A 26,989-nucleotide genomic window follows, 5' to 3' on the forward strand; every position below is an offset into this window, starting at 1 on the left:
CGTCACAGCCCCCAACTGGCCAGGGGGGTGTCGACCTCGTCGGCAAGCGACGACCCGTGCTCGTAGCGGTAGCCCGGATCGACGATGAAGCGTTCGCCAAGTGCCGTGAGCACCAGTTCGCCGACCCGGTGGCGCGCCCGCGAGGTGCCGGTGGTGGCGAAGACCTCGTCGGCGTGGTGCAACCGGACCGAGGTCGGCAGTCGCGCCCGGAGTCGGTCGGCGACCCGGTCGACGGCGCCAGCCGGGGGATACAACCAGCGGGTACGGCCCGCGCCGCCCATCTCACAGCGCTGCTCGACGCAGCTGGCGCGCAGCAGTTCGGCCAGTTCGTGATCTGGTGTGGTCGGCACCAGGCCGTGGTCGGCGTGCGCGAGCACCACCGCGCCGTCGTCGGCCAGGTCGCACGCGAGGCGCTCCAGGCCGGTAAGCACCGCGAGGGTGTGGGCGTCGTAGCCGTGGTGATGGAGGTGTCGATCGATCTCGACGTAGCACCACAGCAGACGCGGCCGGCGTCGCGGCTCGGCCAGCCCGGCGCGCACCGCCGCCCGGAGGAGCGCGACGAGTTCGTGGGGTGGCCGCTGCTGGTACGGACCCGGGGCCGGGGTGTAGAAGCGGTGCCCGGTGAGCTGGTGTGCGCCCGCCAGGACCGCGTCGCGCCACCGACCCGGGCACGTCTCCATGTCCCCCAGCACCGCGACCGGCGTGTAGCCGAGCCGGGTCGCGTCGTGGAAGACGGTCGTCAGGGGCGGGACGAGATCCTCGCCCGGGTAGCTGAAGGCGTTTACCAGACCGGCGCCGGCCGTGGCACGGAAGACCACTCCCGGTACCCCGTGTGTGGCGACGTCGACGCCGGTGGTCTGGCTGAGCCAACTCGTCGCGGTCGTGGTCGGCCAGACCGAGCGGCGCAGCACGGTGTGTGCCGACGGCCAGCCGTCCCGGGCGACCCGGTAGCCGATGCCGTCGAGCGCGAGCACCACCACGTCTCGCGGCCGACCGGTGCCGCTTTCTGCGGCGAGGACGCCGGCCAGGTCGGTACGGAAGTGGGTCACCGACAGACCGTCCGCACCGAGGGGGCCCGCCGGGAGGGGCCTGGTGGTCGGCCCGGCCGGGGCCACTACAGCATCCACCCCCGGTTCACCCCCGTTCGCAGTTCCGGCTTTCCGAAAGCCTTGACGTGGAACTGTCCGTCGTCAAGGTCGCGTTCACTCCGATTAGTGACAGGCGGATGCCGCGATGAGATGACCGCTGCTCAGGTGCCTAATTTTTGTGCTCGTCGGGTAGCCGTCGGTGCGATATCCAAACTGTCTCTGATGGTTCGAGGAGATGCGTTGTCTCAGATGGCGGAGAAACATTCGGCCACCCTGGTTCAGGGGCCTGCTGGAATCGCTTCTCCTGGTACGTTGCTGGGCGGCCCGACCACGCGGACAATGGAACGGCCACGACGATCGGAACGGGGGAACGGGCAGATGGATTGGGCGAGGCTCACCCGTATGCCACGGAAGGCCGAGGCGTACCGGCGGGAGACCTACTTCCGGGATGCGCTTGTCGACGCCACGGACCTGTTCGGCGACGCGGCGCTCGACGTCGTGCACGACGGCGCGTTGGTCATGATGAAGCCCGACGGGCTGCGGTCGGGCAAGCTGGGCATGGTCCATGACTTCGTCACCGACCACGGGTTCGAGGTGGTCGCCGTCGAGGAGGTGACGTTCACCCGGCACATGTGGCGGGAGTTGTGGCGTCACCAACTCAACGCGGCGACCCTCGACCGGCTTGCGATCAAGGATGCGCTCTACACCGACCGGGACGTGCTGGTGCTGGTGCTGCGCTGCACCGCTTGTGGTGCCCTGCCCGGCACGGTGCGGCTGAGCCGGCTGAAGGGCTCGGCCGACCTCACCGTGCAGGCGTACGACACGCTTCGTAGCCGCCTGCGGCAACCCAACCGGGTGTTCAGTCTGGTGCACTTCGCCGACGAACCCGCGGATCTGCTGCGTGAGCTGGGCGTGCTCTTCCCGGACGAGACACGCCGCCGCCTCCTCGGCGCACTCGCCAGTGGCCGGCTGGCAGGCCGGGACCGCGCGCGACTGGACGCGGCCCTGGCCCACGAGGCGACCATCGAAGGTGACCCCTTCGCACTGCCGGATGCGGTGGCCCGGGTCGAGGCCGCGCTTGCCGACACGCCGCTGGACAGCGCCGAGAAGCGGTCCCGGGCGGCATCGGTCGCCGAGCACGTCCGCACCGCGACCGCCGGAGCGGGCATCGACTGGCGCTGGCTGGTCGCCGAGTTGTCCGCCCTGGGCTGTCCGGTCGATCCCTGGGACGTCCTGGTCGTGGGCAGCTACACCGTCGTCGCCGACGAGCCCGGCGAGCCGAAGTTCATCGGCAACCCCGACCAGTTCGCGTGGGACGGGCCCGTGCTGTCTTCGGTCGGCGCCGTACCCGTGCTTGTACCCGACCTGGGCCGCGAGGAGCGACAGTGAACCCCACCACCTGGTCCGATCCGTTGCCAGACGCCGCCGACTGGTTCGCGCTCACCGCGTCGGACCGTAAACGCCAGGCGTACGCCCAGGATCTCCACTTCAGGGAGAGCTGGGCGGACGTGGTCGACCTGTTCGGCGCGGAGCGTCATGCGAAGCTCGGCGCATTGGCGATGTTCACGTTCAAGGCCGACGGGGTCGCCGGGCGTCGCCTGCGCGCCACGATGGAGTTCTTCGACACGCACGGTTTCCGGGTGGTCGGGGTGGCGCCGTTCCAGCACAACCGCCAGTCGATGCGGGCCGTCTGGCAGTACGACTGGCACATGTATCCGGTGGAGCGCCTGCTGCTCTGCTCGGTGATGCACGCGGCGGCGCCGACGCTCCTGCTGCTGCTCGTCGACACCCGGTACGACGGGGTGGTGCCGGGCACGATGCGGCTGTCGGAGCTGAAGGGGTCCAATGCGGTAGCCGAACGCCAGGAGCAGCATCTGCGTACCGTCCTGGCACCGCCGCACAAGGTGATCAATTTTGTCCATGTGGCGGACGAGCCCGCCGATCTGGTCCGCGAGATCGGCATCCTGTTCGAACGCGATGTCCGGCGCATACTGCTCACCCAGGCGCGTGACCACTTCGACGACGACCTGGCTGACCTGGCCGAGGCGGAGATCGACCGGCTTGAGCGGCGTTGTCCGGCGAGCGACTTCGACATCGAGGCGGCCTTTGAGCGGCTGGCCGCACGGGGCGTCGCCGGAGCCGATCTCGACCGGCTACGGGCAGCCCGTGGTGCGGCCGAAAAGCTGTCCTGGGACGAACTGGTCTCGGTGGTCGACCCGGCAGAGCCCGACCTGGTCTGGGACTTCGTCCGCATCGCAACCGAGGTCCTGCCGATGGAACGCCCCGGCTTCACCGGCACCATGCCGGCTCCGACGTCCGCCGAGTGGATGATGCGGGCGAATCAACGAGCGGTCCGCCAGCCGGACGCGCTTGTCGCTGACTAGCCCGCACGGGCCCGGCTTTCCCGCCTGCACCGGGGAATCCACAGCTGGCGCCGGTGCCGGCCGTGGCCGGGATGACGGCTGTTCGGAAACGCTTCAAAAAGGCGGGAGCAGCAAGTCGAATATTGGTCATGGCGTGTATCTATTGGCGGACCTGCGCCGGTTGGTGCATCCCTCCAGCGGGTCGAAGAATTTGCGTCGGAAACTGGTTACCGGTTGTCGGTTGAATCGCAAGTGGTCGCCATGAGGAGCTCTTGCGTTCGGCGTGGAACTTTGCTTGACTTGCGTCACTGGCTGACGACGGATTGATCAATCCTTGATCAGCCAGTCTGCGGGGGCGGAATCGGGGGAATGTCATGACGAGGTCAGTGCAGTGAGCTGTGCTGTCTCAGTTTCGTGCCTCTCTCGACGTGAGTCGCCAGCCCGCTGAAGCCAATTCCTGCGGGAGGGAGGTGGACACGATGCGTAAGTACACCAAGCCGGTCGCCAAGAAGGTGACCTTCGGCGCCATCCTCGGCGTCTCGCCGTGAAACACGGCCGGGGTCGTGCTGTTCGCAGCAGGGCCCCGGCCTCGCCGTGGTCCATGCCCAGGTACCGACCGACGACGGTGCGGGCAACGAACGACGTTCGAATGAGGTGCGCAGATGTGTGGTCTGGCGGGTGTGGCGCGGGTGGACGGCAGCGCCCTTCCGGAGCACGCCGACAGCCTGCTCGACCGGATGGCGGACGCGGTCGCCCATCGCGGTCCGGACGACCGGGAGATCCTCCGGGACGGTCCCGTCGGCCTGGCGTTCGTGCGTCTCTCCCTTGTCGATCCCGCGCACGGCGGGCAGCCACTGACCAGCCCGGACGGCAGCGTGGTGTTGATCGCCAATGGCGAGATCTACAACCACCACGAGTTGGCGGCGGAGTTGCCGGCCGGGACCCGGTTCCGGACGCGGTCGGACTGCGAGGTCCTGCTGCACCTCTACCAGCGCGACGGTCTGCGCTTCCTGGACCGCGTCCGGGGCATGTACGCCATCGTGCTCTGGGACCGGGCACGCCACCGGCTGGTCGTCGCCCGGGACCGGTTCGGGGTCAAGCCCCTCTTCCTCCACCAGGACGCCGAGCGAGTGGTCTTCGGGTCGGAGATGAAGGCCCTTTTCGAGGATCCGCGCTGCCCACGGCGGGTGGACTGGGCCGGCTCCCTGGCCGACCAGATGGTCAGTGGCGCCCCGGCATTCTCCGAGGCGCCGATCAACACCTGGTTCGAGGGGATCGAGCTGGTGCCGGCGGGGACGATCGTCACCATCGATCTGCGTACCGGAGCCCGTGGCGGTCGCCGGTACTGGGAGTTTCCCCGGTTCGCCGACGGCGGCGACATCGGCGAGAGCGAGCTGGTCGGCGCGTACCGGGACGCCTTCGTCTCCGCCGTGACGGACTGCGGTATGGCCGACGTGGAGATCGGTCTGTTCCTCAGCGGCGGAATCGACTCGGCCGCGGTGGCAGCGCTCGCCCGGGAGAAACCGCGCACCTTCACGGTCCTGCACGGCAGCACCCTGGCCAACGGTGACGCCGAGCACGCGCACCGCCTCGCGGCCTCCCTGGGCCTGGTGAATCACCAGCTTCTCGTCGACGCCGAGGACGTGCCGAGCGTGGCCGAATGGCGGCAGCTCGTGTGGCTGCTGGAATCGCCGCTGTGTGGTCCCGAGGTGTACTACAAGTACGAGCTGTACCGGTACGTCGGACGCTACGCCCCGGAGATCAAGGCGATGCTCCTCGGCGGCGGAAGCGACGAGTTCAACGGCGGCTATTCGGTCCAGTCGGCGGGCGGCGGAGACTGGACCGACCTGCTGCACAACCTGCGCCGGATGCGGCAGCGTCAGCTCCGCTACGGGCGACCCCTGCTGGGCGAGTGGTGGGAGCAGTCGGAGTTGCCGCTGCTCAGGGACGCCGTGCTGGGGGAGCCGCCCGGTGGGCTTGAGCTGTCTCCGCTCGAAGCGATGTTCCGGTGGAAGTACCGCGACGTCCAGCAGTACAACTGCTGGCACGAGGACCGGACGGCGGCCGGTAACGGGATCGAGGCCCGGGTGCCCTTCCTCGACCACCGCCTCGTGGAGATCGTGGCGTCGATCCCGCCGGCACTGCATCACCGGCTCATCTGGGACAAGCAGATCCTGCGGCGCGCGATGGAGGGCCTGCTGCCCGCGGAGGTCATCCACCGGCCGAAGGTGCCCTTCTTCTACGGCGACGGGGTGCGACACACCTACCGGACCTTCGCCCGGATGGTCGCGCAGAACGACTGGGCGCTGCTGGAGGAGGCCACCGCCGGTCCACAGGCCCGCGAGTTCATCGACATCGACGCGGTGCGCGCCACCGTGAGCAGCCTCGTCCACCAGCCGGATCGGGGACACGTCGAGTTCCTGCTGCGGGTGCTCAATCTCGGCCTCCTCGAACAGTTGGTCACCGAGCCGCCGACCCGGCACGTGGCCGCGGTCAAGGCACCGGTCCGCGAATCCGTCACCATTCGGGACTGGGACGCGGACGCGCCGGCGATCCGGGACCAGGTGCTGCGTCCCCGTCCGATCGAACTGGACCTGACCCCCACGGTGGCGGAAAACGTCCTCTTGCTTCGCGCGGCGGACGACCCGTCCACCTGGTACGTGGCCGTGGACGGGTCGATCGAGTACGTGATCGACAGCGACGAGCAGCCGGAGTGGCTCGGCCTGCTCAGTGCGATGGACGGGCAGAAGACGCTGCGATCGTTGCTCGCCGAGGTGGGCTGCGATCTGGACACCGTGCTGAATCCGCTCACCGAGGCAGGTGATCTGGGTCTGGTCCTGCTTGCCGTCGCCGAGCCGGCCGAGCCGGTGTCGGTCGGACCCTGACATGGTGACGCAGGCTGAGCGCGTCAGCGGCCCGCTGTCCACCTGGGACTGGTCGAGTTGGCGACTGAGCCCGCGTCGGCTGGCGGCGGCGGCAGTCGTGGCGGCGTACGCCGTGCTGCTGGCGGCCAGCGCGGAGACGGCGCTGCGTTGGCTGGCGGTGTTGTTGGCGATCGAGGTGGTGCTGCTCTGCCTGCCGTGGCGGCTGCCGCGCAACCGGCGCAGTCGACCCAGCTTCTGGCTGGAGGTTCTGGTCGGTCTGTCCGCACCGCTCGGGGCGTTGCTGGTCGCCGCCGTCGTCGATTCGAGCCTGTGGGGCGGCTGGCCCGCGTGGTGGTGGTATCCGGTGGCGCTGCTGTGCGGCGCAGGGCTGGTGCTGCTTGGCGGAATGGATCTGCGCAAGCTGCGCAACGGTGATCTGGCGTTCCTGATGGGGCCGACACCGCACGGCCGGGCCCGGGCAGCCTCCGGGGCCCTGGCACCGCCGGGCGAGGAACTGCTGTTCCGCGCGCCGCTGCTCGTCGTCTCGTCCCCGGCCGCACTGCCGCTCGGGTTGCTCTCCGGGCTGGCGTTCGTGGCCATCCACTATGTCCAGCCGGGGTCGAACGGCCGTGACTCGACCCGATCGTTGGCGGTGGCGATGGTGGCGGCCGTCATCCTGGCTGCCTTGACGCTGCTGTCCGGATCGGTCTATCCGGCGATCCTCGCCCACCTGCTCAACAATGCGCCGGGCGTCCTGCTGCACCTTCAGTGTGAAAGGGAAGATCCGTGATCGAGGAACGCTTCGCCGGTTGTCTGCCGGAACTCGGCCGACGGCAGCTTCTCCCGGCCGAGCTGCGGGCGGCCCTGTTGGTCGGCTCGATGGCGCGTGGCTGGGACAACAGCACAAGCGACTACGACATCAATCTGATCTGTGCCGGCGAGATGTGGCCGGGGTCCGGCCCACAACTTGCCATACCGCTGGATCCGCCGGTCGTGACGACGGAGCTGCTGCACGCCGACGGGCGGCGCTGGGAGGTCAAATACTGGCTCGACAGCCAGGTGGACCAGATGCTCGACAAGGTCACCTGGGAACGGTTCGAGCAGACCGGTGCGGCCAGTGAGGTGCTGTCGAAGATCGAGGAACTCTTCCTGGAGCGGCTGGTCACCTGCGTACCGCTGGCGGGCGGTGACTGGCTTGCCGCGCGGCGTGCCGCCCTGGAAGCCACGGCGTTCCGCGCCATCGTGGTGACCCGGTCGCTGGAGAAGGCGGACAACGCCGCCGAGGACGCCCTCGGTCAGCTGGCCGCCGATGACATCGAAAGCGCTGTGCTCTCGGCGCGTCAAGCCTTCTCGTACACGGCCGATGCCCTGTTGGAGAGCCTGGGACAGTACGGCTCGCACACACCGAAGTGGCGGGCGCGTCGGTTCCGGGCCGCCGCCCCCGCAGTCCTTTCCTTCACCGACTACTGGGCGATCGAGACCATGACCGACCTACGCCCGGGCGCGGAGCGGCAGTGGGTCTCCGACGTCGTGACCACGTGCAAGAACATCGCCATGAAGGTCGAGATCTGATGACTGATCGATTCGTACCACCCTCGCTCGAGTGGATTCCGCAGCGTCGGCTGGAGGCCCGGATCCGCCGCTTCCGGGGCCGGACGCTTGTGGCGGTCGACGCCGAGGCGATGGAGTTGGATGAGGTGGCAGCCTTCATCTTCGGGCAGGTGGACGGGGCCACGAGCCTGCGTGAGATCGGCGAGCGGGTCGCCGCCACGTACGACGTGTCGGTCGAGGAGGCGACCACCGACAGCGCGGAGCTGCTGGCCCAACTGGTCGACGTCAACCTGGTCGGCGCATGAGCCGCAGTCCCACGCGAGACCGTTACGCCGGCAACGTCGTGTGGGCCACGTTCGTGCGTAGCTGGACGATGAACCGTCGCGCCTACCCGTGGACCTACTTCACCTCCACGGTGCTCGCCGGGGCGCTTACCATTTCGCTTGCCTACCTGGCCTTCCATGCGGTGGGCGGATCTGCCGTCAACGCCGAGTTCGCGCAACGCGCCGGCTCGGCTGATTACGTCGGGTACGTGGCGGTCGGCGCGCTCGCCTACGCCTTCATGGTCCGGATGCTGCTGTGGACTGCGAAGGCGCTCATCACGGAGGAACGGGAAGGGACGATCGCGGCGCTGGCCGTGGCGCCGGCGCACCGACTGCCGTACCTCATGGGGTTCTCGCTGTTCGCAGTGGCCAGCACCGGCCTGGAAGTGGCCGCGTTGTCCGGTTTCGCGCTGCTGCTGGGGGTGCAGCTACCCGTGCCGTCGCTGCTCAACCTGGCGCTGGTCCTGCTGATCCTCACCATCGCGGTGTTCAGCCTGTCCCTGGTGGTGAGCGCGGTGATGCTGTACGCCGGTGAGGCGCACATCACCCAGAACACCGTCTTCCTGCTCCTCGGCTTGATCTGTGGGTTCACCTTTCCGCGGTCGTATCTGCCGGACCTGCTGCGTTGGCTGGCGGAACTGGTGCCGATAACCGCCGCCCTGGACGTGGCGCGACCGTTGCTCAACGGCGCGATCGACGCCGCAGAACTCACGCCGCGTCTGGCCGTGGCACTCGGCGTCAGCGTGATCTACCTGATCGCCGGATTCTGGCTGCTGCCCCGCGCGGAGAGCCGGGCGATCGAGAGGAGCTTCTGAAGCCGCCATGACACAGGGAATTGTCACCCGACGGATGCGTAAGACCTTCCGCGTGCGCCGTCGGCTGTTCGCAGCCGCGACGGAGAAGGTCGCGGTAGACGGTCTGGACCTCGAAATCCCCCGGGGTCGCGTGACAGGTCTGCTCGGGCTCAACGGCGCCGGCAAGACGACCACGATCAAGATCCTTTCCACCCTGCTGCACCCGAGTTCCGGCGAGGTGACAGTTGACGGGCTCGACGTCGTGCGCGACGCCCGGGAGATCCGTCGGCGCATCAACCTGATCGCCGGTGGCGAACGCATGGTCTACGCCCGGATGACCGGCAGGGAGAACCTGTTCTACTTCGGCAATCTGTACGGCGTGCCGAACCGGGTGCTACGCCGACGGAGCGAGGAACTGCTCGACCTGGTCGGCCTGAGCGACGCCGCCGACACCCTGGTCGAGCAGTACTCGCGCGGCATGACCCAGCGCCTCTCGATCGCGCGCGGGCTGGTCAACGAGCCCGACTACCTGCTCCTGGACGAACCCACCCTCGGGCTTGACGCGCCGATCGCCCGGGACCTGCGCAAGGTGATCGGCCGCCTGGTGGACGACGGGAAGGGGATCCTGCTCACCTCGCACTACCTCGACGAGGTGGAGGAACTCTGCGGTCACGTCTACGTGATCGCGGACGGCCGGCACCTGGCTGCCGGCAGCCCTCGGGAACTGACCGCACTCACCCGCTCCGACCACCTGACCGCAGTCACGTTGCCCCGCGCCGACGAGCAGGTGGTCGCCGCGGTGCAGGCGTTCGCCGACCGGATCGGCGCGGCGGTGGTGACGGAGCCCGACGACACCGGCGCGCTGGTGGTCAGGTTGACCCATGCCGACGACATCGTCGGTGCGCTGGTGATGGCGATCGTGGCGGCGGGCGGCACGATCGGTGGGCTGGAGACCCGGAAACCGACCCTGGAGAGTGCCATCCTGTCGCTCACGGCCGACCGGGTCAGAGGCGCGGTGCGGGCGTGATCAGGGCAAGCATGAAGGTCTTCGCGGCGGAGGGGCTGAAGCAGCACCGCCGGATGGCGAGCAACAAGACGATGGTCTTCTCCCAGCTGTTGTGGCCGTTGCTGGAACTTTTCACGATCTACTTCACCATCCGTCCGGTGGCGGACAGCGGCGAGCAGCGCTGGCCGCTCGCGGCCACCCCGGGCGGCCTGCTCGCGTTCCTGGCCACCGGCGCGCTCGGGTTCGCCTTCTTCTTCGCCCTCGTGCAGTCGGCCTGGCACTTCTCGTTCGAGCGGCAGACCGGCACCCTGGAACTGCTGTTCCTGTCGCCGGCGAATCGGTTGGTCCTGGTCATCGCCAACGGCGTCGGCGCGCTCGTGCAGAACCTGTGGCTGTTCCTGTGCTTCGCGGGGGCGCTTGTCTTCGTCCCCGGCGTGCTGCGCCTGGCGCACCCCGCCATGTTCGTGGTGGTCTTTCTCGCCCTGCTGATTCCGGCCATCGCCTGGGGGGCCTTCCTGAACAGCATGCTGATCTTCTCCCGGGACTCGGCCTTCCTGTTCACGGTGTTCAGCGATCCCATGGCGTTCGTCAGCGGGGCCCGGATCCCGGTGGCATTCCTGCCGGGTTGGATCGCCGCGGTCGGCACCGTGCTGCCGCTGACCGCCAGCCTGGTCGTCGTCCGGGGCGCGTTGCTACAGGCAAACACCTTGGCTGACCTCGGCGGCAGCCTCATCCAGTTGGCGGTCATCAGTGCCGTGCTGGTGGCCCTCGCCGCGCTCCTGCTCAAGCTCGGTGAGCGCAGGGCACAGCGGACGGGGCAGCTGCGCTTGTTCTAGTCGTTGTTACTACCACGGGGGTTTCTGTGTGCGGCATCGTCGGGATGTTCGTGGGGTGCGCTGCGCTCACCTTCTGCCCGCGAAAGCTGGCGCTGCCCGACCCCGCCGACATCGACGGCGCCGGGACGACCGGGCCCGGCGTGGATCAGTACCGCAGCCCGTTCCGGAGCTGGGACACCCGGGCCACGGTCCGCCAGGCGGAACGTCGGGTCCTGAGCGAAGGCGCCGACGACGGGCGGTTCTTCTTTCCACCGGAGCTGGTGCCGGTGACCCGCCACCCACTGGTGCAGGCCCTGCCGCCCGAGGTGTTCGACAGCCTGCTCGTCCAGCACCTCTACCGATTCCTTGACTTCACTGCGAAGTTGGAGACCCTGGTGGTCAATCGGACCGTGCTGGGCATCGCGCACGGCAGCGTGGGTATCGACGTACCCGAGGAGATGCGCTTCGACGCTTACAAGATTTACTGCGACGAGGCCTACCACGCGCTCTTCTCGGTCGACCTGGCTCGGCAGGTCACCGACCGTACCGGCATCGCGCCCCGGCTTCCGGCCCAGCCGTTCTTCCTACAGCGCCTGTCTGCGGTCCTGGAGGACCTGGCGCCCGCGGAGAGACCGCTCGCCGAGCTGCTTTTCGTGATCGTCTCGGAAACCCTGATCACGGCATACCTGGCCGACGTGCCCGCCGCCGACTCGGTCGAGCCGGCGGTGCGCGCCACGATTCGGGATCACGCGATCGACGAGGGCCGCCACCACGCCTACTTCGCGGTGTTTCTCCGCTATCTCTGGGGCCAGCTGGACCGGGCGCAGCGCCGTCGTGCGGCCCTGCTGGTGCCACGTCTGATCGACGCATTCGTCCGGCCCGACACGGCGGCGATGACGGCGGAGTTGACCGGCTACGGTCTCAGTCGCCAGCAGGCCGAACAGGTGGTCGCCGAGATCTACACGCCGGACATCCTCCGTGCCCATGCCGCGGGGACCGCCCGACAGACCGTCGCCTATCTGCGTGAGCTGGAAGCGTTCGGGGACCCAGCGGTGATCGACGAGTGTCACCGCTACGGCTTGCTCCCGGACATGCCAGCCGGCACCGTCGTGGGCGCACCCGCCGTCGCAGCGGAGCGCTCGACCTGAGCTTCGGCGGTCGACCGGGCGGACGATGCGGGCGTAGCTTCCACCATCGACGCATGCAGCTGCCAGCGGACGCCAGCGAACAGGTCGGATTCCGGTACGGAGGTCTCGACAAGCGAGTGGACGAGTTCGAATTCCTCGGTCGGCCAGGCACGTTGCTCGACCTTGACCGGGGCGCAGCACCAGAGACTGTCCGGGGCGATCTGGGTGGCGTGGGCCCGCATCGCCTCGTTCCGGGCCGGAAAGTAGGTCGCGCACTCCACCCGGGTGGTGGTCCGCTCGCCCCGGTCGTAACGGCGGCCCTTCTCCAGTAGCCACCCGGCGAACGGTGACTCCAGCCCGGCCTCCAGCATGCCCTCATGGAGGGCGGCCATCCGTGCCCTGGTCCGGCGGGCGTGATAGTAGAGCTTCAAGGGCTGCCATGGCGGCCCGAGTTCCGCGTGCCGAGCCGCGTCGCCTGCGGTGTCGAAGGCCAGGCGGCTGATCGTGTGGCACATGACGTGGTCCGGGTGAGGGTAGCCGCCCTCCTCGTCGTAGGTCGTCACGACGTGCGGGCGGAACTCGCGCATCAGCCTGATCAGAGGCATGGCCGCGACTTCGGGATCCATCGCGGCGAAACAGCCCTCCGGCAGGGCGGGGGCAGGATCGCCCTCGGGCAGACCGGAGTCCACGAAGCCGAGCCAGGCATGTCGTACGCCCAGCGCGCGGCTTGCCGCAGCCATCTCGGCGCGCCGTACCGCAGCCATGTCCACACCGGGCGCGAGCCGATCCAGCAACGGGTTGAGGACCTCGCCGCGCTCGCCGTTGGTGCAGGTCACGACCAACACCTCGACCCCTTCTGCGGCGTACCGAGCGGTCGTCGCACCGCCCTTTGTCGCCTCGTCGTCGGGGTGGGCATGCACCGCCATCAGTCGTAGCCGCGCCGTCATGCGTACTCTCCGTCTCGTGCTTGTGGTCCCGCCGCGCTTCCGGGCGGGGACAGGGCACCTGCCGCCGGCCGAGGGGTCGAGACTCAGGAATCTGAAGCGGTGCTGCTCATCGCGGCACGTCCCCGGCCAACTGCCGACAGTGGCGGATCGTTGCCCGCGCCTCGGCGGAGACCGCTGACGCGAAGGTGGTGCCCCACCGTTCCAGGAACGGGTCGGCCACCTCCGTCCGGTCGCCGGAGAGCGACTCGATGATCCGCAAAAAGCACAGTGGCAGGTACGACAGCGCGTAGCCGCCCTCGTGGGTCATCAGCAGGCGGCCGTTCGCGTACCGGTCCGCCACGTCGACCAGCTGCTGCGTCATCCAGCCGTAGTCGCCGGAGTGCAGGGCGAGGCGGGCCGAGGGGTCGAGGTAACTGGCGTCCAGCCCACTGGCGACGAGAACCAGGTCGGGGCGGAAGCGCTCGGCGGCCGGAATGATCACGTCCTCGAAGACCGCGCGGTAGACCCCGCCACCGGACCCCATGGGCACCGGCACGTTGATATTGCTCCCGAACCCTTGGCCGGCACCGCGTGCGTCGGTGCCCCCGGTGCCTGGCGGAAAGGCTCGATCCTGGTGGACGGAGATGGTGAGGACGGCCGGATCTTCCCAGAAGGCGTGCTGCTGGCTGTTGCCGTGATGGGCGTCCCAGTCCACCACGAGGACCCGCTCGGCACCGTGCTGGCGCGCCCGGAGCACGGCCAGGACGCCGTTGGCGAAGAGACAGCCGCCGCCCGCCGAGTTCGGCTCGGAGTGGTGGCCCGCCGGCCGGACCAGAGCGTAGGCGTTTGTCAGCTCCCGTGCCCACACCTGGTCGCACAGCTCCAGTACGGTGCCGACGGCGTGCAGCCCCGCCGCCAGCCGCCCGTCGGGTTCGACCGGCTCCAGCAGGCCCTGCGACCTGGCGTACTGCGGCTTGTGGAACTGCATGATGGTTTGTGGATCGGCGGCCGGTGCGGAGGTGACCAGGCGGACCGATGAGAGCGCCGGCAGGAGCTGCCGTAGCAGGTCGTGCAGACAGCTGACCCGGATGCCGCGGTCCCACCTGTCGTCGGGCAGCAGGTCGTGTGGCCCGAGGAACGCCGCGCCGGGCTCATCGGCGTAGTCGGCGAACAGCGACGACCAGCCGACCCCGGTCACTGTCGGGGTCACGGCACCATCGTCAGCAACTCGTGCTCGATCATCTGGTCGAGCAGTTCGAGGGTGTCCGCCTCCGCCTCGGCGGGTGACAGGTTGTACTCGGTCGCCAGTCGGCTGGCGAGTTCCGCCACCGTACGCGACCCGTCGACGCTCATCAGGAGGAACGCCGCGGCGTCGTGCAACTCGAACGCGTGGCTGGCCGTGGCGACCATGACCGCCCCGCGGAATCGCCGAATCCGGACGTCGAGCCTGCGGGACGGCACCCTGGTCAGCGGGGCGATGACGCGGTTTGGCATCAGATCTCCACCTCTAGGGAAAGTTGCTTGCAGAACAGGATCACGCTGTCGATCCAGGGACGTGGGTTGTCCTTGTCGAAGCCGGCCATGGTCTCGTAATCCCAGTAGCGTTCGAACGGCAGCATGGGGAGCCGGGCTTCGCGAACTCGCCGGGCCCGCCACTTGGGCAGTTGGCTGCCGTAGTGGCCGCGACTCTCCAGCAACGCATCGACCGAGTGGCCGAGTGCCTTACGGGCGGAGAGGACGGCGCTCGGTGGATCCCCGTCGGCCAGTTGCCCGAGTGCCTCCTCGGCGCAGGCGTCGGAGAGGGCTAGCGACCGGGTCACCAGAATGGCCTGGAAGGCGCTCTCCTTGAGCTCGGCCCGGCGCCGCCGTACCCAGTCCGCGCCCTCCACCGGGATGCAGGTGAACAGCCGCTCCAGGAACAGTTCCTCGGTCTCCGACAAGGGGCCGGCCGCGGAACCACCCGCCTCGAACCGTGCCCAGCTCACCTTTTGCAGCATCTGGTCCACCTGGCGGTCGAGCCAGTATTTGAGTTCCCAGCGGCGACCGTTCACCCGGAGCGCCTCCCGGGCGACCTGGTTGGGCTGGAGCGGGACCGCGGTGGTGACGCCGCCACGGCGGCGCCAGGGTGTCCGGGTGATGACGTAGAAGTCGTGGTCGCTTCCCCGGTTGGCCCAACCACGGGCCACCGACCCCACGATCACGACCGCGATCCGGTCAGACGGAATCAGCGCACGAGCGGTGAGTTCCCTTCGGCATTGGTCTAAGTCCACTTTCATCGACGGGTCCTGCGCGTCGCGTCGGGCGGCGCGGACCGTACCTCGTCGGCATAAAGATGACTGGCGGAATAAATCCGGATCACCGAAGGTGGGCGGAAATTATTTCCTGCTGCGAATGCGCTCCGCCCGAAATTCTTGACACAAATCCTAAATGTACCTGTTAAACCCAGGTCAAGCATGCGGCAGCTCCCCGTTAGCGCGCAGAGCACCATTCGATCAGCCGCTGCCAACCCATGTCAAGAGGTCGATCAGGGGGTACGCCACCGTTGAAGACTGATGGCCGGAGGATGTGCAAGATCGGTCGACGGCCGTCAAGACCGATCATGGTGGAATGGTAAGTGCGACGGCAATCACACTCGGCGCTGGACTGTCGCCGTTCGGGCCGCGCCGCTGAGGCCCGGAACGACGACTGTCGAGGATCAGCGCCGGACGGTAAGCGCGGCACGACCGGCGTAGATGGCCTGGTCGCCCAACTCCTCCTCGATGCGGATGAGCTGGTTGTACTTCGCCGTCCGGTCCGATCGCGACAGCGAGCCGGTCTTGATCTGTCCACACACCGTGGCGACCGCCAGGTCCGCGATCGTGGTGTCTTCGGTCTCTCCGGACCGGTGCGACATCACGACCGTGTAGCCGGCCTTGTGCGCGGTCTCCACGGTGGTCAGGGTTTCGGTCAAGGTGCCGATCTGGTTGACCTTGACCAGGATCGAGTTGGCGTACCCACCCTCGATGCCGTCGCGCAACCGGACCACGTTGGTGCAGAAAACATCGTCACCCACGAGCTGTGCCCGGTCCCCGGCGACCGCCGTCAGGTGCTTCCACCCGTCGATGTCGTCCTCGGCCATCGGGTCTTCGATGGAGGCGATCGGGTAACGGGCGATGAGCTCGTTCAGGTACGCGACGTGCTCCTCCATGGTCCGCTTGCGGCCCTCACCCGCGTAGTCGTAGACCCCGTCCCGGTAGAACTCGGAGCTGGCGGGGTCCAGGCAGATCGAGATCTGCTCACCCGGTTCGTAGCCGGTCTCCTCGATCGCCCGCACCACGAACTGGAGCGCCTCGTCGGCGGTGGCCAGGCGCGGGGCAAAGCCGCCCTCGTCGCCCACGTTCACGTTGTGTCCCGCCTTGGCCAGGGACTTGCGCAGGGTGTGGAAGACCTCGGAGCCCATCCGCACGGCCTCGGCGAAGCTCGGCGCGCCGATCGGCGCGATCATGAACTCCTGGAAGTCGAGGGGATTGTCGGCGTGCGCACCGCCGTTGATGATGTTCATCATCGGAGTGGGCAGCAGCCGCGCCCCGACACCGCCCACGTACCGGTACAGCGGCTGACGGTGGGCGGCAGCCGCCGCGCGAGCGGTGGCCAGGGAAACCCCGAGGATGGCGTTGGCGCCGAGGTTGCTCTTGTTCGGGGTGCCGTCCAGGGCGATCATCGCCTCGTCCACACCGGCCTGGTCCTCCGCGTGCAGACCCGTCACGGTGTCGGCGATCGTGCCGTTCACCGCGTCGACCGCCTTGCGGACGCCCTTGCCGTGGAACCGGTCCGCATCGCCGTCGCGCAGCTCAACGGCCTCATTGGCGCCGGTCGACGCCCCGGACGGTACGGCCGCCCGGCCGAAGGAGCCGTCTTCCAGTACCACGTCGACCTCGACGGTCGGGTTGCCCCGACTGTCCAGGATCTGGCGGCCGATGATGCGACTGATTGCGGTCATCTCACTCCTCCGAATATGGCTCGTCCTGATCCGTACGGGACGGACCGGTGCAGAGCATATCGGTCGGCTGCTTCGGGGACGTGCCGTCGATGAGCTGGTGGAGGCCCCGGTGTTGGTCCCGGAAATGATTGCTGATTGGTAAATCGGCAGGTCGCATCCGCCGAGCCGATAGGCGGCCCGGGACGGCGGGGTCAGGTCGTGATCCTTAGGCGCGCTTTCTGGGGCCGAAGATCCGTTCAGCGAAGTCCGCAGGCAGGTGACGGCGGATCGCCAGCCGCCGGGCCGCCGAGTCGAGGGCCGCACCGTCGGTCAGGGACTGTCGCCGGCTGGTGGCCCGCGCGGCTGCGGCCAGGGCGAGCACCTCCCCCCAGTGCCGCACGTCGGATGAGGCGTTTCGCCCGGTGGCGGCCCTCAGGCGGGGCCACAGGTCGACGTCGGTCCAGTCGCCGAACCGACGGTGAGCGGTCTGCCACGCAACGTCGAAGACCCGCGGGAGGGTACGCCACGCGGACGCCGTGACCAGCACGAAGGAAATGGCGGCAAAGGTCGCCTCGTCGTCGGTACGTCGGGCTCCGCCGCCCTGTGGCCGGACCGTCTGCACCGGCAGCAGCTCCTGGGCCGTCGGCCATACGGACATCGGCGCCAACCACGAGAACCTCTCCGACATGGCTCAATGATCGATAGACCTGCGTCGCCTGTCCAGCACCGGGGGAGGTGCAGGGGGCGACCTGAGTGCAACTTCTGTGCCACAATGGTCTGCGCTAACCAACGCATGTATCTCAATGTGGTGCGCGACGGTGAAACTGTCGCAATTCGTGCAGGTAGCGAACGGGGAGCAGGTCGAAGATTGCGGTGCTCATTCTGCAACAAAGAAGAAAAAGCCACCGGTCCGTTCATCAAAGGACCCGACGGTCGTATCTGTGCGGCCTGCGTCGCGATCTGCGGTGAGGTCATCCGGGAGCGGCGTGGGCAGGCTGCGACGCAGGAATTCCGCGCGCTGCCCAGGCCGCACGAGATCCGGGCCTTTCTCGATCAATACGTGGTCGGCCAGGACCGGGCCAAGAAGGCCCTGTCCGTCGCCCTCTATACGCACTACAAGCGGGTCCAGTTCCACGCCGCCGGCGGTGACCGGCACGGCGCCGAGATGAGCAAGTCCAACATCCTCCTGCTCGGTCCCACGGGCTCGGGCAAGACCCTGCTGGCGCAGAGCCTGGCCCGCAATCTCGATGTGCCCTTCGTGGTCGTGGACGCGACTGCCCTCACCGAGGCCGGCTACATCGGCGAGGACGTCGACTCGATCCTGGTCCGGCTGCTTCAGGCGGCGGGCAACGACGTCGGCAAGGCCGAGACCGGCATCGTCTACATCGATGAGATCGACAAGATCGCCGGCCGCGGTGGCTCCACCGGTGGGCGGGACGTCTCGGGTGAGGGTGTCCAGCAGGCGTTGCTGAAGATGCTGGAGGGCAACGTGGTCTCCCTCGGCTCGGCCGCGAAGTCGGCCGCCGCCCCCGGCGGGCGCGGATACTCCCGCGCCGAGCAGACGAAGATCAACACATCGAACATCCTGTTCATCGCCGGTGGGGCCTTCGCGGGCCTGGACGACATCGTCGCCACGCGCCTGGGCGCGGGAAACGTCGGTTTCGGCGGCACCGTCCGTTCCCGGGTCCAGGACGACGTCGACTACTTCGCCCAGGTGACGCCGGACGACCTCATCGCCTTCGGGATGATTCCGGAGTTCATCGGCCGCCTGCCGATCGTGACCTCGGTGCAGCCGTTGGACCGGGCAGCCCTGGTGCAGGTGCTCACGGAGCCGCGTAACGCCCTGACCAAGCACTATCGGCTGCTCTTCCAGATGGACGGCGTCGAGTTGGAGTTCACCCGGGAAGCCATCGAAGCGGTCGCGACCAGGGCCATCGAGCGCGGAATCGGTGCCCGTGGCCTCCGGTCGATCCTGGAGGAAGCGCTCATCTCGATGATGTACGACGTCCCGTCCCTTGAGGACGTCGTGAGGATCGTGGTGACCGAGGAGTCCATCCTGCATGCCGGCGAGGTCACCATGGTCCGGGGCGAGCGATCGCCGAACCCTCGGCTCCTGCCCGTCGGGGCGACGACCGGCACCGCCTGACCGCGAAATCCAGTGGGCGGGGGCGACCGCCCCGGCAAGGCTGCACGGCACCGACCGGCATGCAGGGCGCCTGCGTGTGGCTCGACCACACCGCTTGCCGTCCGGATCCACGACTTCCGAGTGGTGCCGCGTTCGGCGGCGCTCGCCGGCCATCCGTGACTGGAGGTGATCCGCCAGGTCCGACCCTGATCCGGGCACGGCCACGTGTCCCGGCGACACCCCTGGCCGGTGCGTTCGCCTGACGCGCCGGCGATCCGAAGCCGGACCGGTAGTGGCCCGGCCGACATGAGTGAGGTACCGATGTCCGTCACAGAGTTCGCGGCAGCCGTCCGACCCGTAACCGACGACGAGGTCGAACATTTCCGCCTGAACGGTTGGGTCAAGCTCGAAGGACTGATCGACATGTCGATCGTCGAAGGCATTCTCGCCAGAGCGAAGGCGAGGATGGGCGAGAACCCCCTGACCCTGAGCACCGACCGCCCGAACGACCTACGGCCCAACGACTTCAACTGGTACGAGCGCTGGGACGGCTGCTCGCACCATGACGACTGGATCAGAAGCTTCTCGCATTCCTCGCCCATCGCCACGGTCGCCGCCCGGCTGATGAACAGCGCGGTGCGCTTCTACTACGACCACATCTTCGTGAAGGTGCCGGCGCGCTCGGCGGGCACGGAAACCCCGTGGCACCAGGACCTGCCCCATCACCCGCTCGACCGGCAGGGCGCGCTCACCATGTGGATGGCGCTTGTCGACTGCCCGCCGGAGAAGGGCACGATGCGGTTCCTCAGTGGCTCGCACCGGTCGGGTCCCCTGGGTCGGTATCTGAACCGAGCCGATGGGATCAACCTCCTGGACGAGCATCCGGAGATGGCGGAGCGCTTCGAGATCTCGCCGCCGCTGCATCTCAAGCCGGGTGACGCGACAGTGCACGACCTGGGCATCGTCCACTACGCGCCGCCGAACGTGACGGACACGCCGCGGTGGGTGTACGCCTTGCAGTGGCTTCCGCCGCACGCCCGCTACACCGGGGCGCCGAATCACCGTACCGACAACCATGGGCTCGAGTTGGACAAGCCGTTGGACCACCCGCGCTTCCCGATCATTCCGACCGACTGGCCCCGCTGACCGGGCGTCGATCGTCGCCGCGACCAGCGGTCGGCCCGAAGCAGCCGGCGACGCGGTGCACCGGCCGCGATGATCTGGTACGGCCCACCGGGAGCTGCTCGCCGGGGCCGGTGCCCTACCGACGGTGTCGAGAAAAACGACGGCCGAACCCGGTCGGGCGAGAGTTCCGAGCAGACCATCAATGATCATTGACGCGCGTGGTGTCGCCTGCGCCAAGAACCATCTGAGACACAATTTTGTACGGGTGCCACCTGAGACAGATTCCCTCGGTTGGCGCGATCGCTTTGGTCGTCCCGGTAAAGTGCCCGCGACCTGCCATTAGGAAGCGGGTTCGAAGTGGTCAACGCTTATGTCATGAGGGTCGGTCTTGACAGGCTGACATCGGATTGGTGAGCCTGATCCAGCGGGAACAAGTCCCGTACGGAGATTGGAGGGGCAGATGCGGGAAGCAATTTCGACCGCTGTCCAGAGCACCAACTTCAACCTCAAGAACGAGCACGTTGCGCTGATCCCGGCCGCTGGCCGGGTGTCGGACGTCGTGGTCTCCGTTCGCGAGCTCGAGGGCATGCGGACGGGCGCGGCCTTCGTCCCGGCGTCGAAGCACGGGCTCGAGGTCATCACCGGGGCGAGCTGCGAGACCGGCGCCCAGTGATGTGCCGGGCGGGCAGCCTGTCGGGCTGCCCGCCCACCCGCTTCCACGTGCCTTACGCCGTCTGACGAAACAGGTTGCGCCGATGACTTTCCCCTTCACCACCCTTCCGACGGTCTCCGTTGTGACGTCTCACGGTCGGCAGCAACTGGCCGGGGACCCCGAAGACCGGATTATCGACATCCTGAACCGGCACAATGTCCCGTGGTCCGCCGTCGCCGTATACGTGGTGCCGCAGTCCGGCGGTGAGCCTCGATTGGCGCCGTGTCTCGACACCCGGCTGTCGGATTTCGAGGGGATCTCCGACGTCCTGCTCTATTTCAATCGGAACGTCAATCCCTTCATTTTTTCGCTCGGTGATTTCCTCACCATCCCGAGCGGAAATCCGGAGTCCGAGGCGACGGAATACTTCTATCAGCGGATGGACAACGAAGCCGGCCGCACGGAGTCCTTCCTGAAGAAGCTCAGCCCGGAAGAGTGTCAGGAGATCATCGCCGACCGGGTGGGCGACACCGTGCGCCAGCATGTGCCCGCCGGGGCGCACATCGTCGTCGGAGTCAGCGGGGGAGGAGACAGCAACGCCCTGCTGTACGGCCTGAGCCAGCTGGCCGACCACCAGGTGACGATTCACCCGGTCATCCTGAAGGGCATTCCGGACTGGGACGCCGGCGTGCCACGGGCCCAGGCGTTGTGCGAGAAGTACGGCCTGGACCTGCGCGTCATCGAGGCCGAAGAGGTCAAGAGCCTGCTCAACATCCCGCACGACTCGGTCGACCTCATCGACCGGTTCGAGCAGGAGTTCCAGGGTGACGACTTCGAGTTCCTCGGCACGCTGCTGATCCGGCTGGCGCTCTCCAAGGCCGCCCGCGACCTGGGCACCTCGTACATCTGCACCGGAGTGAACCTTGAGGACATCGTCTGCGAGAACCTCTTCCGGGTGTCCAGCGGCCTGAAGCCGGCGGCTTTCCCGATCCGTCCCATCGGCGATGTCAAACTTCTGCTGCCGCTGTGGCTCTGCCCGAAGCGCATCATCGACGGCTGCTTCCCGAAGTACTCCCTGGAGAACTACGACGCGCGATACCCGTGCTTCTCGCTCGGCCGCAACCTGTACTACAGCGTCGTCTACGCGCTTCAGTCACAGTTCCCCGGCTACCTTGAGCAGGTGGCACGCGGCCTGTCCACGCTCAGCCTCAAGGACCCGGTGCAGTACACCTTCAACGAACAGCTCGGCTTCTACGTGGAGCGCTCCGTGCCGTTCCCACTGCTGCACCGGTTCCAGCGCATGCTCGGGGTCGAGCAGAACTCCTAGCAGCGCCGGCACACGTCCCACCGACGCCGCGCACTCGCCTGATCAGTCGACAGTGGGCAGGGAAGGGCCGAGGACATCGTCGGCGTCGACGATTGTGTACGCGTACCCCTGCTCGGCCAGGAAACGCTGGCGGTGCGCGGCGTACTCGGTGTCGATGGTGTCCCGGGAGACGACCGTGTAGAAGTGCGCCTGCCGGCCGTCGGCCTTGGGGCGGAGCACCCGACCCAGGCGTTGCGCCTCCTCCTGACGGGAACCGAAGGTGCCGGACACCTGGATCGCCACCGCCGCCTCGGGCAGGTCGATGGAGAAGTTGCCGACCTTGGAGATGACCAACGTCCGGATCTCCCCGGAGCGGAACGCGTCGAACAACCGCTCCCGCTCCTTGTTCGTGGTCGACCCCTGCACGATCGGCGCGTCCAGGTATTCGCCGAGCTGGTGCAACTGGTCGATGTACGCGCCGATGACAAGCGTCTGCTCGTCCGGGTGCCGGTCGACAAGCGCCTTGATCACGGGGAGCTTGGTGCGGGCGGTGGCCGCCATCCGGTAACGCTCCTCGGCCTCGGCGGTCGCGTACGCCATCCGCTCGGCGTCGGTCAGGGTGACCCTGACCTCGATGCACTCGGCCGGGGCGATCCAGCCCTGCGACTCGATGTCCTTCCAGGGTGCGTCGTACCGCTTCGGGCCGATCAGGCTGAACACGTCGCCCTCCCGGCCATCCTCGCGTACCAGGGTGGCGGTCAGGCCCAGCCGGCGGCGGGCCTGAAGGTCCGCGGTGAACCGGAAGATCGGCGCGGGCAGCAGGTGCACCTCGTCGTAGACGACCAGGCCCCAGTCGCGGGCACCGAAGAGGTCGAGGTGGGTGAAGGCACCGCCGCGCCGCGAGGTGAGCACCTGGTACGTGGCGATGGTGACCGGCCGGATCTCCTTGCGCTCGCCCGAGTATTCGCCGATCTCCTCCTCGGTGAGCGAGGTGCGGGCGATCAGTTCCCGCTTCCACTGGCGGCCGGCGACCGTGTTGGTGACCAGGATCAGCGTGGTCGCCTTCGCCTCGGCCATCGCCGCCGCACCGACGAGCGTCTTGCCGGCGCCACAGGGCAGCACCACCACGCCCGACCCGCCGGCCCAGAACGCCTCGACGGCCTCCCGCTGGTACGACCGCAGCGTCCACGGCTTGCGGCCGTCCTTGCCCTGCTCGGCCAGCTCGATCGGGTGCGCCTCGCCGTCGACGTACCCGGCCAGGTCCTCCGCCGGCCAGCCCAGCTTCAGCAGGGCCTGCTTGAGTCGACCCCGCTCGGAGGGGTGCACCGCGATCGTGTCGGCGTCCAGTTTCGCGCCGAGCATCCCGGCCAGCTTCTTGCTCTTGGCCACCTCGACCAGCACCACCCGGTCCAGGGCCCGCAGCACCAGGCCGTGCGCCGGATCGTTGGCGAGCTGAAGCCGGCCGTACCGGTCCATGGTCTCGGCCACGTCCACCAGCAGGGCGTGCGGCACCGGGTAGCGGGAGTACTTGATCAGCGCGTCCACCACGCTTTCGGCGTCGTGACCGGCGGCGCGGGCGTTCCAGAGCCCGAGCGGAGTCAGCCGGTACGTGTGCACGTGCTCGGGGGAGCGCTCCAGCTCGGCGAAGGGCGCGATGGCCATCCGGCAGGCCTGGGCGTCCGGGTGGTCGATCTCCAACAGCAGCGTCTTGTCCGACTGCACGATCAGGGGTCCACCGCTCACGCCGAATCTCCTCCTCCGTACGGCTGATCCGACCGCCACAGCAGGTGTCTGACCTGCCTCAGGGCGACCATCCAGTGTTGCACGCCGCAGCGGGTGGCAAGAAAGTCGCGCACCACGCGCAACCAACTGGTGGCGTTCAGCCGTCTAGCTGGAAGGGGGCGAGGTATCGAGGGCGGCGCTCCATGCGGTCGCGCCGCCCTCGCGATCGTCCCGCCGGTCGGCACCGGTGCGTGTGCGTTCGACCGTGGTAGACGGGCCAGACGCGGGGGCCGCTCCCGTCATCACGGATCAGCCAACGGGGGCGAGCGGCGCGCCCGGTCCGGCCGGCGAATCCCGCACTGCCGTTTCGCCGCCGCACCGTGCCGGGTACCAGCCGTGAAGATCGGTACGCGCTGGTGCTGGCCGGTGGCCGTCGTGGGTGACACTCTTGACGGCAGAGCCGGACCGTACGGGGGAGGGTAGATGTCCGTCGACCAGGAAGTGATCCCCGAACGAGAGCAGACAGAACCCGTCTCCACCGCGACGGTGGTCGGATACACGGCCTTCGGGGTTCTTCTGACTGGCTGGTTCCTCTTCATCTGGTTGGTGGTACAGAAGGGTTTTGTGGACTCGGTCGGCGAGGTGGCCGGCATCGGGTTCGCACTGCTGCTGCTCGTGGCGATCGTCGGCTCGGTGCGACGCAACGGACGCTGACCGGCCCGCCCGACGCAACGGACGCTTACCGGGCCGCCGGCCGGGTCGGCTGACGGCTCACTTCTCCAGCACCGCGGCGGTGATCCGATGCAGTGCGAAGGTGTGCAACATCTCCGTCCGCTCGTCCTCGGCGCGCAGGTAACCCGCGCCGAGTGAGACGGGCCGGACCAGCCGGGACGCGGTCGCCCCGTGCGCGTCGACGTAGCCTACCCAGACCAGCGCCTTGTCGCGTACCGCCTGCTGGAGGACAGCCAGCGCGTCGCTGTGACTGTGCGCGGGCGCCGGCCCGGTCGGCGTCGCGCCGCGTACCGCCGCCGGTGCCCGCCGGGCCGCCCGCGCCACCGCCTCACCCCGGCGGATCTGCTCGACCACGCCGAGCAGGCGCGGCAGTGGCAGGCGCGGCGTCGCCAGCGGGTCGAGCGCCCGGCTGGTCACCGAGACCCGCGCCGGTGCCCGCCGGGCCTTCGGGCGGGTGAGCACCACGGAACCGGTGGTGTCCTCCGCCACCGGCGCGTAGCCGGCCTCCCGCAGCACGTTAAGCATCCGCCCGGCCTGGTACGGGGTGATCAGCACCGTCGGCGCGAGCCGGCGCAGCGACAACTCCGCCACCCGCCGGTCGGCCAGCACCTCGGCCAGCAGGGCCTCGTCATCGCTGCGCAGGTACGCCCCGGCGGAGCCGGCCCGCAGCCCGCCGTGCTTGCGAGCCACGTCGTCGATCAGGTAGGTCAACCCCTGCGGCACCGGGGTACGCGACCGGCGCCGGAAGAGTTCGTGCAGGTCGTCTGCGGAGTAGCCGGTATCCAGCGCCCGGCGCACACTGCCCGCGGTGACCCGGTGCACGCTCGCCCCACCGGCTGACTCGGGCTCGGCGGCCAGGTCGAGTTCGGTGGCGAGCGCCGGTTCCGGTGGCCCGGGCACCACCACGGTCAGGTCGGCCTGCACCAGGAAGTGGTCCACCGGGGCGGGCAGCAGCGCGTCCAGCGCCCGGACCGCGGTGCCGGCGTCGCCGTCGTCGGCCCGCAGCCCGAGTGGGTCGTCGGTGTCCCGTTCCTCGGTCGCGGTGGCCTCGGTCAGCAGCAGCCGCCCGTACGAGGTGAGCGCCCCCAGTCCGGTCACGCCCAGCGTGGCCGCCTCGGCGAGCGCCTCCCGATGGGCCGCCTCCCGGCCCCGGCTGCGGCGCGGCGCCCGCCACTCCAACAGCGCCTGCACCTCGTCGACGGTGGGTGCGGTCGCCGGTTCCAGCTCGGCGAGTACGCCGAGCACCGCCCGCCGGGTGGCCGGCGCGCCGGCCCGCTCCGCCTCGGCGGAGAGCACCGTGATCGGCCGGTCCCGATCGTCGCGCTGGCCGACCAGACCGGCCTGCCGGGTCATGGTGAACCAGGCGCGGGCCAGCTGCTCCCAGCGTTGGGCAAGCGAACCGGCCCGCCACAGCTCGTACCCGCCGGTGGGCAGCACCTGCTGGTCGGCGCCGTACCGGGCGGCCGAGCCGGGCAACTCCACCTCGCCGGTGAGCCCGGCCGCGTACGCCACCTCCAGCAGCAGCGCGGCCGTCGACTCGTCCAGCCCGGTGGCGCGGGCCAACCGGCGCAGGTCGCGTACGCCGAGGCCGCCCGAGCGCAGCACCGGTGCCGGCTCGGCGGCCAGCTGGTCCAGCAGCGCCTCGGTGTGGCGTACCACCTCCATGGTCTGCCCGGCCCCGGCGGAGTCGACCGCCTTCGGCTCGCGGCCAGGGGCGGCCACCGGTGGCGGGTTGGCGTTCAGCGGGCCCAGCGGCCCGCTGTCGCGGCGCAGCAGCAGCCCGATCTCCCGGGGCAGCTCGACCATGCCCGCGGTGCCGCCCTTGCCGCCGGCGATCCGGACCAGCAGCCGCTTGTCGACAAGCCACCGGATCGGCGAGCCGGTCGGCGCCCCGCCGTTGGTCTCGTCCGGGGGCAACTCGTCCTCGGCACCGGCTGCGGGGGCCTGCAACGCGCCGGGCGGCACGCTGCCGACCGGGGGACCGGCCGCGAGCCGGTCCAGGATGGCCCGCGCCGACGGGGGCGCGGCCAGCAGCGTCCGCCGCAGCTTCGCCGGGTCCGCACAGAGCGCGGCCGTACGCGGGTCCAGCTCGGCTGCGGGGCGACCGAGCCCGGCCGGGTACGGGGCGATCTCGTCGATGCCCCCGATCAGCTGCAACTGGTGGTCCGGCCCGTAGAGCAGGAGGCGGGCGCGCAGCCGGTCGACGGCGGCCCGGACGGAGGTCGGTGCGGGTGGGTGCGGGCCGGCGGTGGCCATCGCGAGGACCCCGTCGACCGAGGTGGTGCCGTCGGCCGGGTCACGGGTCAACCGGGCGGCGTCCATGATCTGGAGGGTGAACTGGTCCAGCTCGTCCAGGGCGCGCGACACCGAGACCCGGGACTGGGCCCGGATCGCCAGCGCGGCGATGTCGGCGGGTACCGGTACGACGAGGTCTGGCCGCTGCTGGAGCAGGGCGGCCAGCGACTCGTCAGGCAGCGACCGCAGGTGGTCGGCGAGTGAGGTGCTCATCGTC

24 protein-coding genes are annotated in these 26,989 nt (G+C 68.9%); 15 read left to right on the top strand and 9 right to left on the bottom strand.

Annotated features, from left to right (window positions below; genetic code table 11):
* Positions 1 to 2 precede the first annotated feature (2 nt).
* A complete protein-coding gene (locus QQG74_RS02410; protein ID WP_341718648.1) occupies positions 3 to 1,049 on the bottom strand; it encodes an alkaline phosphatase family protein in 1,047 nt (348 codons plus the stop codon).
* A gap of 441 nt (positions 1,050 to 1,490) precedes the next feature.
* Here QQG74_RS02410 and QQG74_RS02415 point away from each other — a divergent pair, with 441 nt between their 5' ends.
* The 10 genes from QQG74_RS02415 to QQG74_RS02460 all read left to right on the top strand — a co-directional run bounded on the left by QQG74_RS02415 (position 1,491) and on the right by QQG74_RS02460 (position 11,952).
* Entirely contained in the window at positions 1,491 to 2,477 is a 987-nt protein-coding gene (locus QQG74_RS02415) for a nucleoside-diphosphate kinase (RefSeq protein WP_341718649.1), read from the top strand.
* A complete protein-coding gene (locus QQG74_RS02420) occupies positions 2,474 to 3,472 on the top strand; it encodes a hypothetical protein (protein WP_341718650.1) in 999 nt (332 codons plus the stop codon). Before QQG74_RS02415 ends, QQG74_RS02420 begins: the two co-directional genes overlap by 4 nt.
* A 641-nt stretch (positions 3,473 to 4,113) precedes the next feature.
* Positions 4,114 to 6,336: an asparagine synthase (glutamine-hydrolyzing) gene (gene asnB, locus QQG74_RS02425; RefSeq protein ID WP_341718651.1), complete on the top strand. Its 2,223-nt coding sequence runs from the start codon at positions 4,114 to 4,116 to the stop codon at positions 6,334 to 6,336.
* 1 nt (position 6,337) lies between these two features.
* Positions 6,338 to 7,105: a CPBP family intramembrane glutamic endopeptidase gene (locus tag QQG74_RS02430; RefSeq protein ID WP_341718652.1), complete on the top strand. Its 768-nt coding sequence runs from the start codon at positions 6,338 to 6,340 to the stop codon at positions 7,103 to 7,105.
* Positions 7,102 to 7,887 (top strand): hypothetical protein, encoded by a 786-nt coding sequence (locus QQG74_RS02435; RefSeq protein WP_341718653.1) that lies wholly within the window; start codon positions 7,102 to 7,104, stop codon positions 7,885 to 7,887. The genes QQG74_RS02430 and QQG74_RS02435 overlap by 4 nt, the downstream gene beginning before the upstream one ends.
* A complete protein-coding gene (locus tag QQG74_RS02440; RefSeq protein WP_341718654.1) occupies positions 7,887 to 8,171 on the top strand; it encodes a PqqD family protein in 285 nt (94 codons plus the stop codon). The genes QQG74_RS02435 and QQG74_RS02440 overlap by 1 nt, the downstream gene beginning before the upstream one ends.
* Positions 8,168 to 9,004 (top strand): ABC transporter permease, encoded by an 837-nt coding sequence (locus tag QQG74_RS02445; protein WP_341718655.1) that lies wholly within the window; start codon positions 8,168 to 8,170, stop codon positions 9,002 to 9,004. The genes QQG74_RS02440 and QQG74_RS02445 overlap by 4 nt, the downstream gene beginning before the upstream one ends.
* 7 nt (positions 9,005 to 9,011) lie before the next feature.
* On the top strand, positions 9,012 to 10,010 hold the full coding sequence (locus QQG74_RS02450; RefSeq protein ID WP_341718656.1) for an ABC transporter ATP-binding protein: 999 nt from the start codon (positions 9,012 to 9,014) through the stop codon (positions 10,008 to 10,010).
* On the top strand, positions 10,007 to 10,825 hold the full coding sequence (locus QQG74_RS02455) for an ABC transporter permease (RefSeq protein ID WP_341718657.1): 819 nt from the start codon (positions 10,007 to 10,009) through the stop codon (positions 10,823 to 10,825). Before QQG74_RS02450 ends, QQG74_RS02455 begins: the two co-directional genes overlap by 4 nt.
* Positions 10,826 to 10,869: 44 nt before the next feature.
* Complete coding sequence (locus tag QQG74_RS02460; protein WP_341718658.1) at positions 10,870 to 11,952, top strand: diiron oxygenase; 1,083 nt, start codon at positions 10,870 to 10,872, stop codon at positions 11,950 to 11,952.
* Here QQG74_RS02460 and mca read toward each other — a convergent pair.
* The 6 genes from mca to QQG74_RS02490 form a co-directional block, all read right to left on the bottom strand.
* Complete coding sequence (mca, locus tag QQG74_RS02465) at positions 11,877 to 12,878, bottom strand: mycothiol conjugate amidase Mca (RefSeq protein ID WP_341718659.1); 1,002 nt, start codon at positions 12,876 to 12,878, stop codon at positions 11,877 to 11,879. The genes QQG74_RS02460 and mca overlap by 76 nt on opposite strands.
* 106 nt (positions 12,879 to 12,984) lie before the next feature.
* Positions 12,985 to 14,067, bottom strand: coding sequence for a hypothetical protein (locus QQG74_RS02470; RefSeq protein WP_341718660.1), 1,083 nt, complete (start codon positions 14,065 to 14,067; stop codon positions 12,985 to 12,987).
* Complete coding sequence (locus QQG74_RS02475) at positions 14,064 to 14,351, bottom strand: PqqD family protein (protein WP_341718661.1); 288 nt, start codon at positions 14,349 to 14,351, stop codon at positions 14,064 to 14,066. The genes QQG74_RS02470 and QQG74_RS02475 overlap by 4 nt, the downstream gene beginning before the upstream one ends.
* Positions 14,351 to 15,133, bottom strand: coding sequence for a nucleotidyltransferase domain-containing protein (locus QQG74_RS02480; protein WP_341718662.1), 783 nt, complete (start codon positions 15,131 to 15,133; stop codon positions 14,351 to 14,353). The genes QQG74_RS02475 and QQG74_RS02480 overlap by 1 nt, the downstream gene beginning before the upstream one ends.
* Before the next feature lie 419 nt (positions 15,134 to 15,552).
* Entirely contained in the window at positions 15,553 to 16,836 is a 1,284-nt protein-coding gene (eno, locus tag QQG74_RS02485) for a phosphopyruvate hydratase (RefSeq protein WP_341718663.1), read from the bottom strand.
* Between the two features lie 205 nt (positions 16,837 to 17,041).
* Positions 17,042 to 17,503 (bottom strand): transposase, encoded by a 462-nt coding sequence (locus tag QQG74_RS02490; RefSeq protein ID WP_341718664.1) that lies wholly within the window; start codon positions 17,501 to 17,503, stop codon positions 17,042 to 17,044.
* Positions 17,504 to 17,608: 105 nt separating this feature from the next.
* On the opposite strand from QQG74_RS02490, the gene clpX reads away from it, so the two are divergent.
* The 4 genes from clpX to QQG74_RS02510 all read left to right on the top strand — a co-directional run bounded on the left by clpX (position 17,609) and on the right by QQG74_RS02510 (position 22,044).
* A complete protein-coding gene (clpX, locus tag QQG74_RS02495; RefSeq protein WP_341718665.1) occupies positions 17,609 to 18,961 on the top strand; it encodes an ATP-dependent Clp protease ATP-binding subunit ClpX in 1,353 nt (450 codons plus the stop codon).
* Positions 18,962 to 19,261: 300 nt separating this feature from the next.
* Positions 19,262 to 20,086 (top strand): phytanoyl-CoA dioxygenase family protein, encoded by an 825-nt coding sequence (locus QQG74_RS02500; RefSeq protein ID WP_341718666.1) that lies wholly within the window; start codon positions 19,262 to 19,264, stop codon positions 20,084 to 20,086.
* 439 nt (positions 20,087 to 20,525) lie between these two features.
* Entirely contained in the window at positions 20,526 to 20,738 is a 213-nt protein-coding gene (locus QQG74_RS02505; RefSeq protein WP_341718667.1) for a hypothetical protein, read from the top strand.
* Between the two features lie 121 nt (positions 20,739 to 20,859).
* Positions 20,860 to 22,044, top strand: coding sequence for a hypothetical protein (locus QQG74_RS02510; protein WP_341718668.1), 1,185 nt, complete (start codon positions 20,860 to 20,862; stop codon positions 22,042 to 22,044).
* 42 nt (positions 22,045 to 22,086) lie between these two features.
* On the opposite strand, the gene QQG74_RS02515 is transcribed toward QQG74_RS02510, so the two are convergent.
* A complete protein-coding gene (locus QQG74_RS02515; protein WP_341718669.1) occupies positions 22,087 to 23,766 on the bottom strand; it encodes a DNA repair helicase XPB in 1,680 nt (559 codons plus the stop codon).
* A 462-nt stretch (positions 23,767 to 24,228) separates the two neighbouring features.
* On the opposite strand from QQG74_RS02515, the gene QQG74_RS02520 reads away from it, so the two are divergent.
* A complete protein-coding gene (locus QQG74_RS02520) occupies positions 24,229 to 24,459 on the top strand; it encodes a hypothetical protein (protein ID WP_341718670.1) in 231 nt (76 codons plus the stop codon).
* 57 nt (positions 24,460 to 24,516) lie between these two features.
* On the opposite strand, the gene QQG74_RS02525 is transcribed toward QQG74_RS02520, so the two are convergent.
* Entirely contained in the window at positions 24,517 to 26,985 is a 2,469-nt protein-coding gene (locus QQG74_RS02525; RefSeq protein WP_341718671.1) for a helicase-associated domain-containing protein, read from the bottom strand.
* Between the last annotated feature and the right edge of the window lie 4 nt (positions 26,986 to 26,989).

This window comes from Micromonospora sp. FIMYZ51 (genome assembly GCF_038246755.1).
In the GTDB taxonomy this organism is placed as follows: Bacteria; Actinomycetota; Actinomycetes; order Mycobacteriales; family Micromonosporaceae; genus Micromonospora.

Excerpts from the sequence above, each read along its gene's own strand:
- QQG74_RS02415 (WP_341718649.1), top strand. The coding sequence starts at position 1,491 with ATGCCACGGAAGGCCGAGGCGTACCGGCGGGAGACCTACTTCCGGGAT.
- asnB (WP_341718651.1), top strand. The coding sequence starts at position 4,114 with ATGTGTGGTCTGGCGGGTGTGGCGCGGGTGGACGGCAGCGCCCTTCCG.
- QQG74_RS02430 (WP_341718652.1), top strand. The coding sequence starts at position 6,338 with ATGGTGACGCAGGCTGAGCGCGTCAGCGGCCCGCTGTCCACCTGGGAC.
- QQG74_RS02440 (WP_341718654.1), top strand. The coding sequence starts at position 7,887 with ATGACTGATCGATTCGTACCACCCTCGCTCGAGTGGATTCCGCAGCGT.
- QQG74_RS02445 (WP_341718655.1), top strand. The coding sequence starts at position 8,168 with ATGAGCCGCAGTCCCACGCGAGACCGTTACGCCGGCAACGTCGTGTGG.
- QQG74_RS02450 (WP_341718656.1), top strand. The coding sequence starts at position 9,012 with ATGACACAGGGAATTGTCACCCGACGGATGCGTAAGACCTTCCGCGTG.
- QQG74_RS02460 (WP_341718658.1), top strand. The coding sequence starts at position 10,870 with ATGTTCGTGGGGTGCGCTGCGCTCACCTTCTGCCCGCGAAAGCTGGCG.
- mca (WP_341718659.1), bottom strand. The coding sequence starts at position 12,878 with ATGACGGCGCGGCTACGACTGATGGCGGTGCATGCCCACCCCGACGAC.
- QQG74_RS02475 (WP_341718661.1), bottom strand. The coding sequence starts at position 14,351 with ATGCCAAACCGCGTCATCGCCCCGCTGACCAGGGTGCCGTCCCGCAGG.
- QQG74_RS02480 (WP_341718662.1), bottom strand. The coding sequence starts at position 15,133 with ATGAAAGTGGACTTAGACCAATGCCGAAGGGAACTCACCGCTCGTGCG.
- eno (WP_341718663.1), bottom strand. The coding sequence starts at position 16,836 with ATGACCGCAATCAGTCGCATCATCGGCCGCCAGATCCTGGACAGTCGG.
- QQG74_RS02490 (WP_341718664.1), bottom strand. The coding sequence starts at position 17,503 with ATGTCGGAGAGGTTCTCGTGGTTGGCGCCGATGTCCGTATGGCCGACG.
- clpX (WP_341718665.1), top strand. The coding sequence starts at position 17,609 with ATGTATCTCAATGTGGTGCGCGACGGTGAAACTGTCGCAATTCGTGCA.
- QQG74_RS02500 (WP_341718666.1), top strand. The coding sequence starts at position 19,262 with ATGTCCGTCACAGAGTTCGCGGCAGCCGTCCGACCCGTAACCGACGAC.
- QQG74_RS02505 (WP_341718667.1), top strand. The coding sequence starts at position 20,526 with ATGCGGGAAGCAATTTCGACCGCTGTCCAGAGCACCAACTTCAACCTC.
- QQG74_RS02520 (WP_341718670.1), top strand. The coding sequence starts at position 24,229 with ATGTCCGTCGACCAGGAAGTGATCCCCGAACGAGAGCAGACAGAACCC.
- QQG74_RS02525 (WP_341718671.1), bottom strand. The coding sequence starts at position 26,985 with ATGAGCACCTCACTCGCCGACCACCTGCGGTCGCTGCCTGACGAGTCG.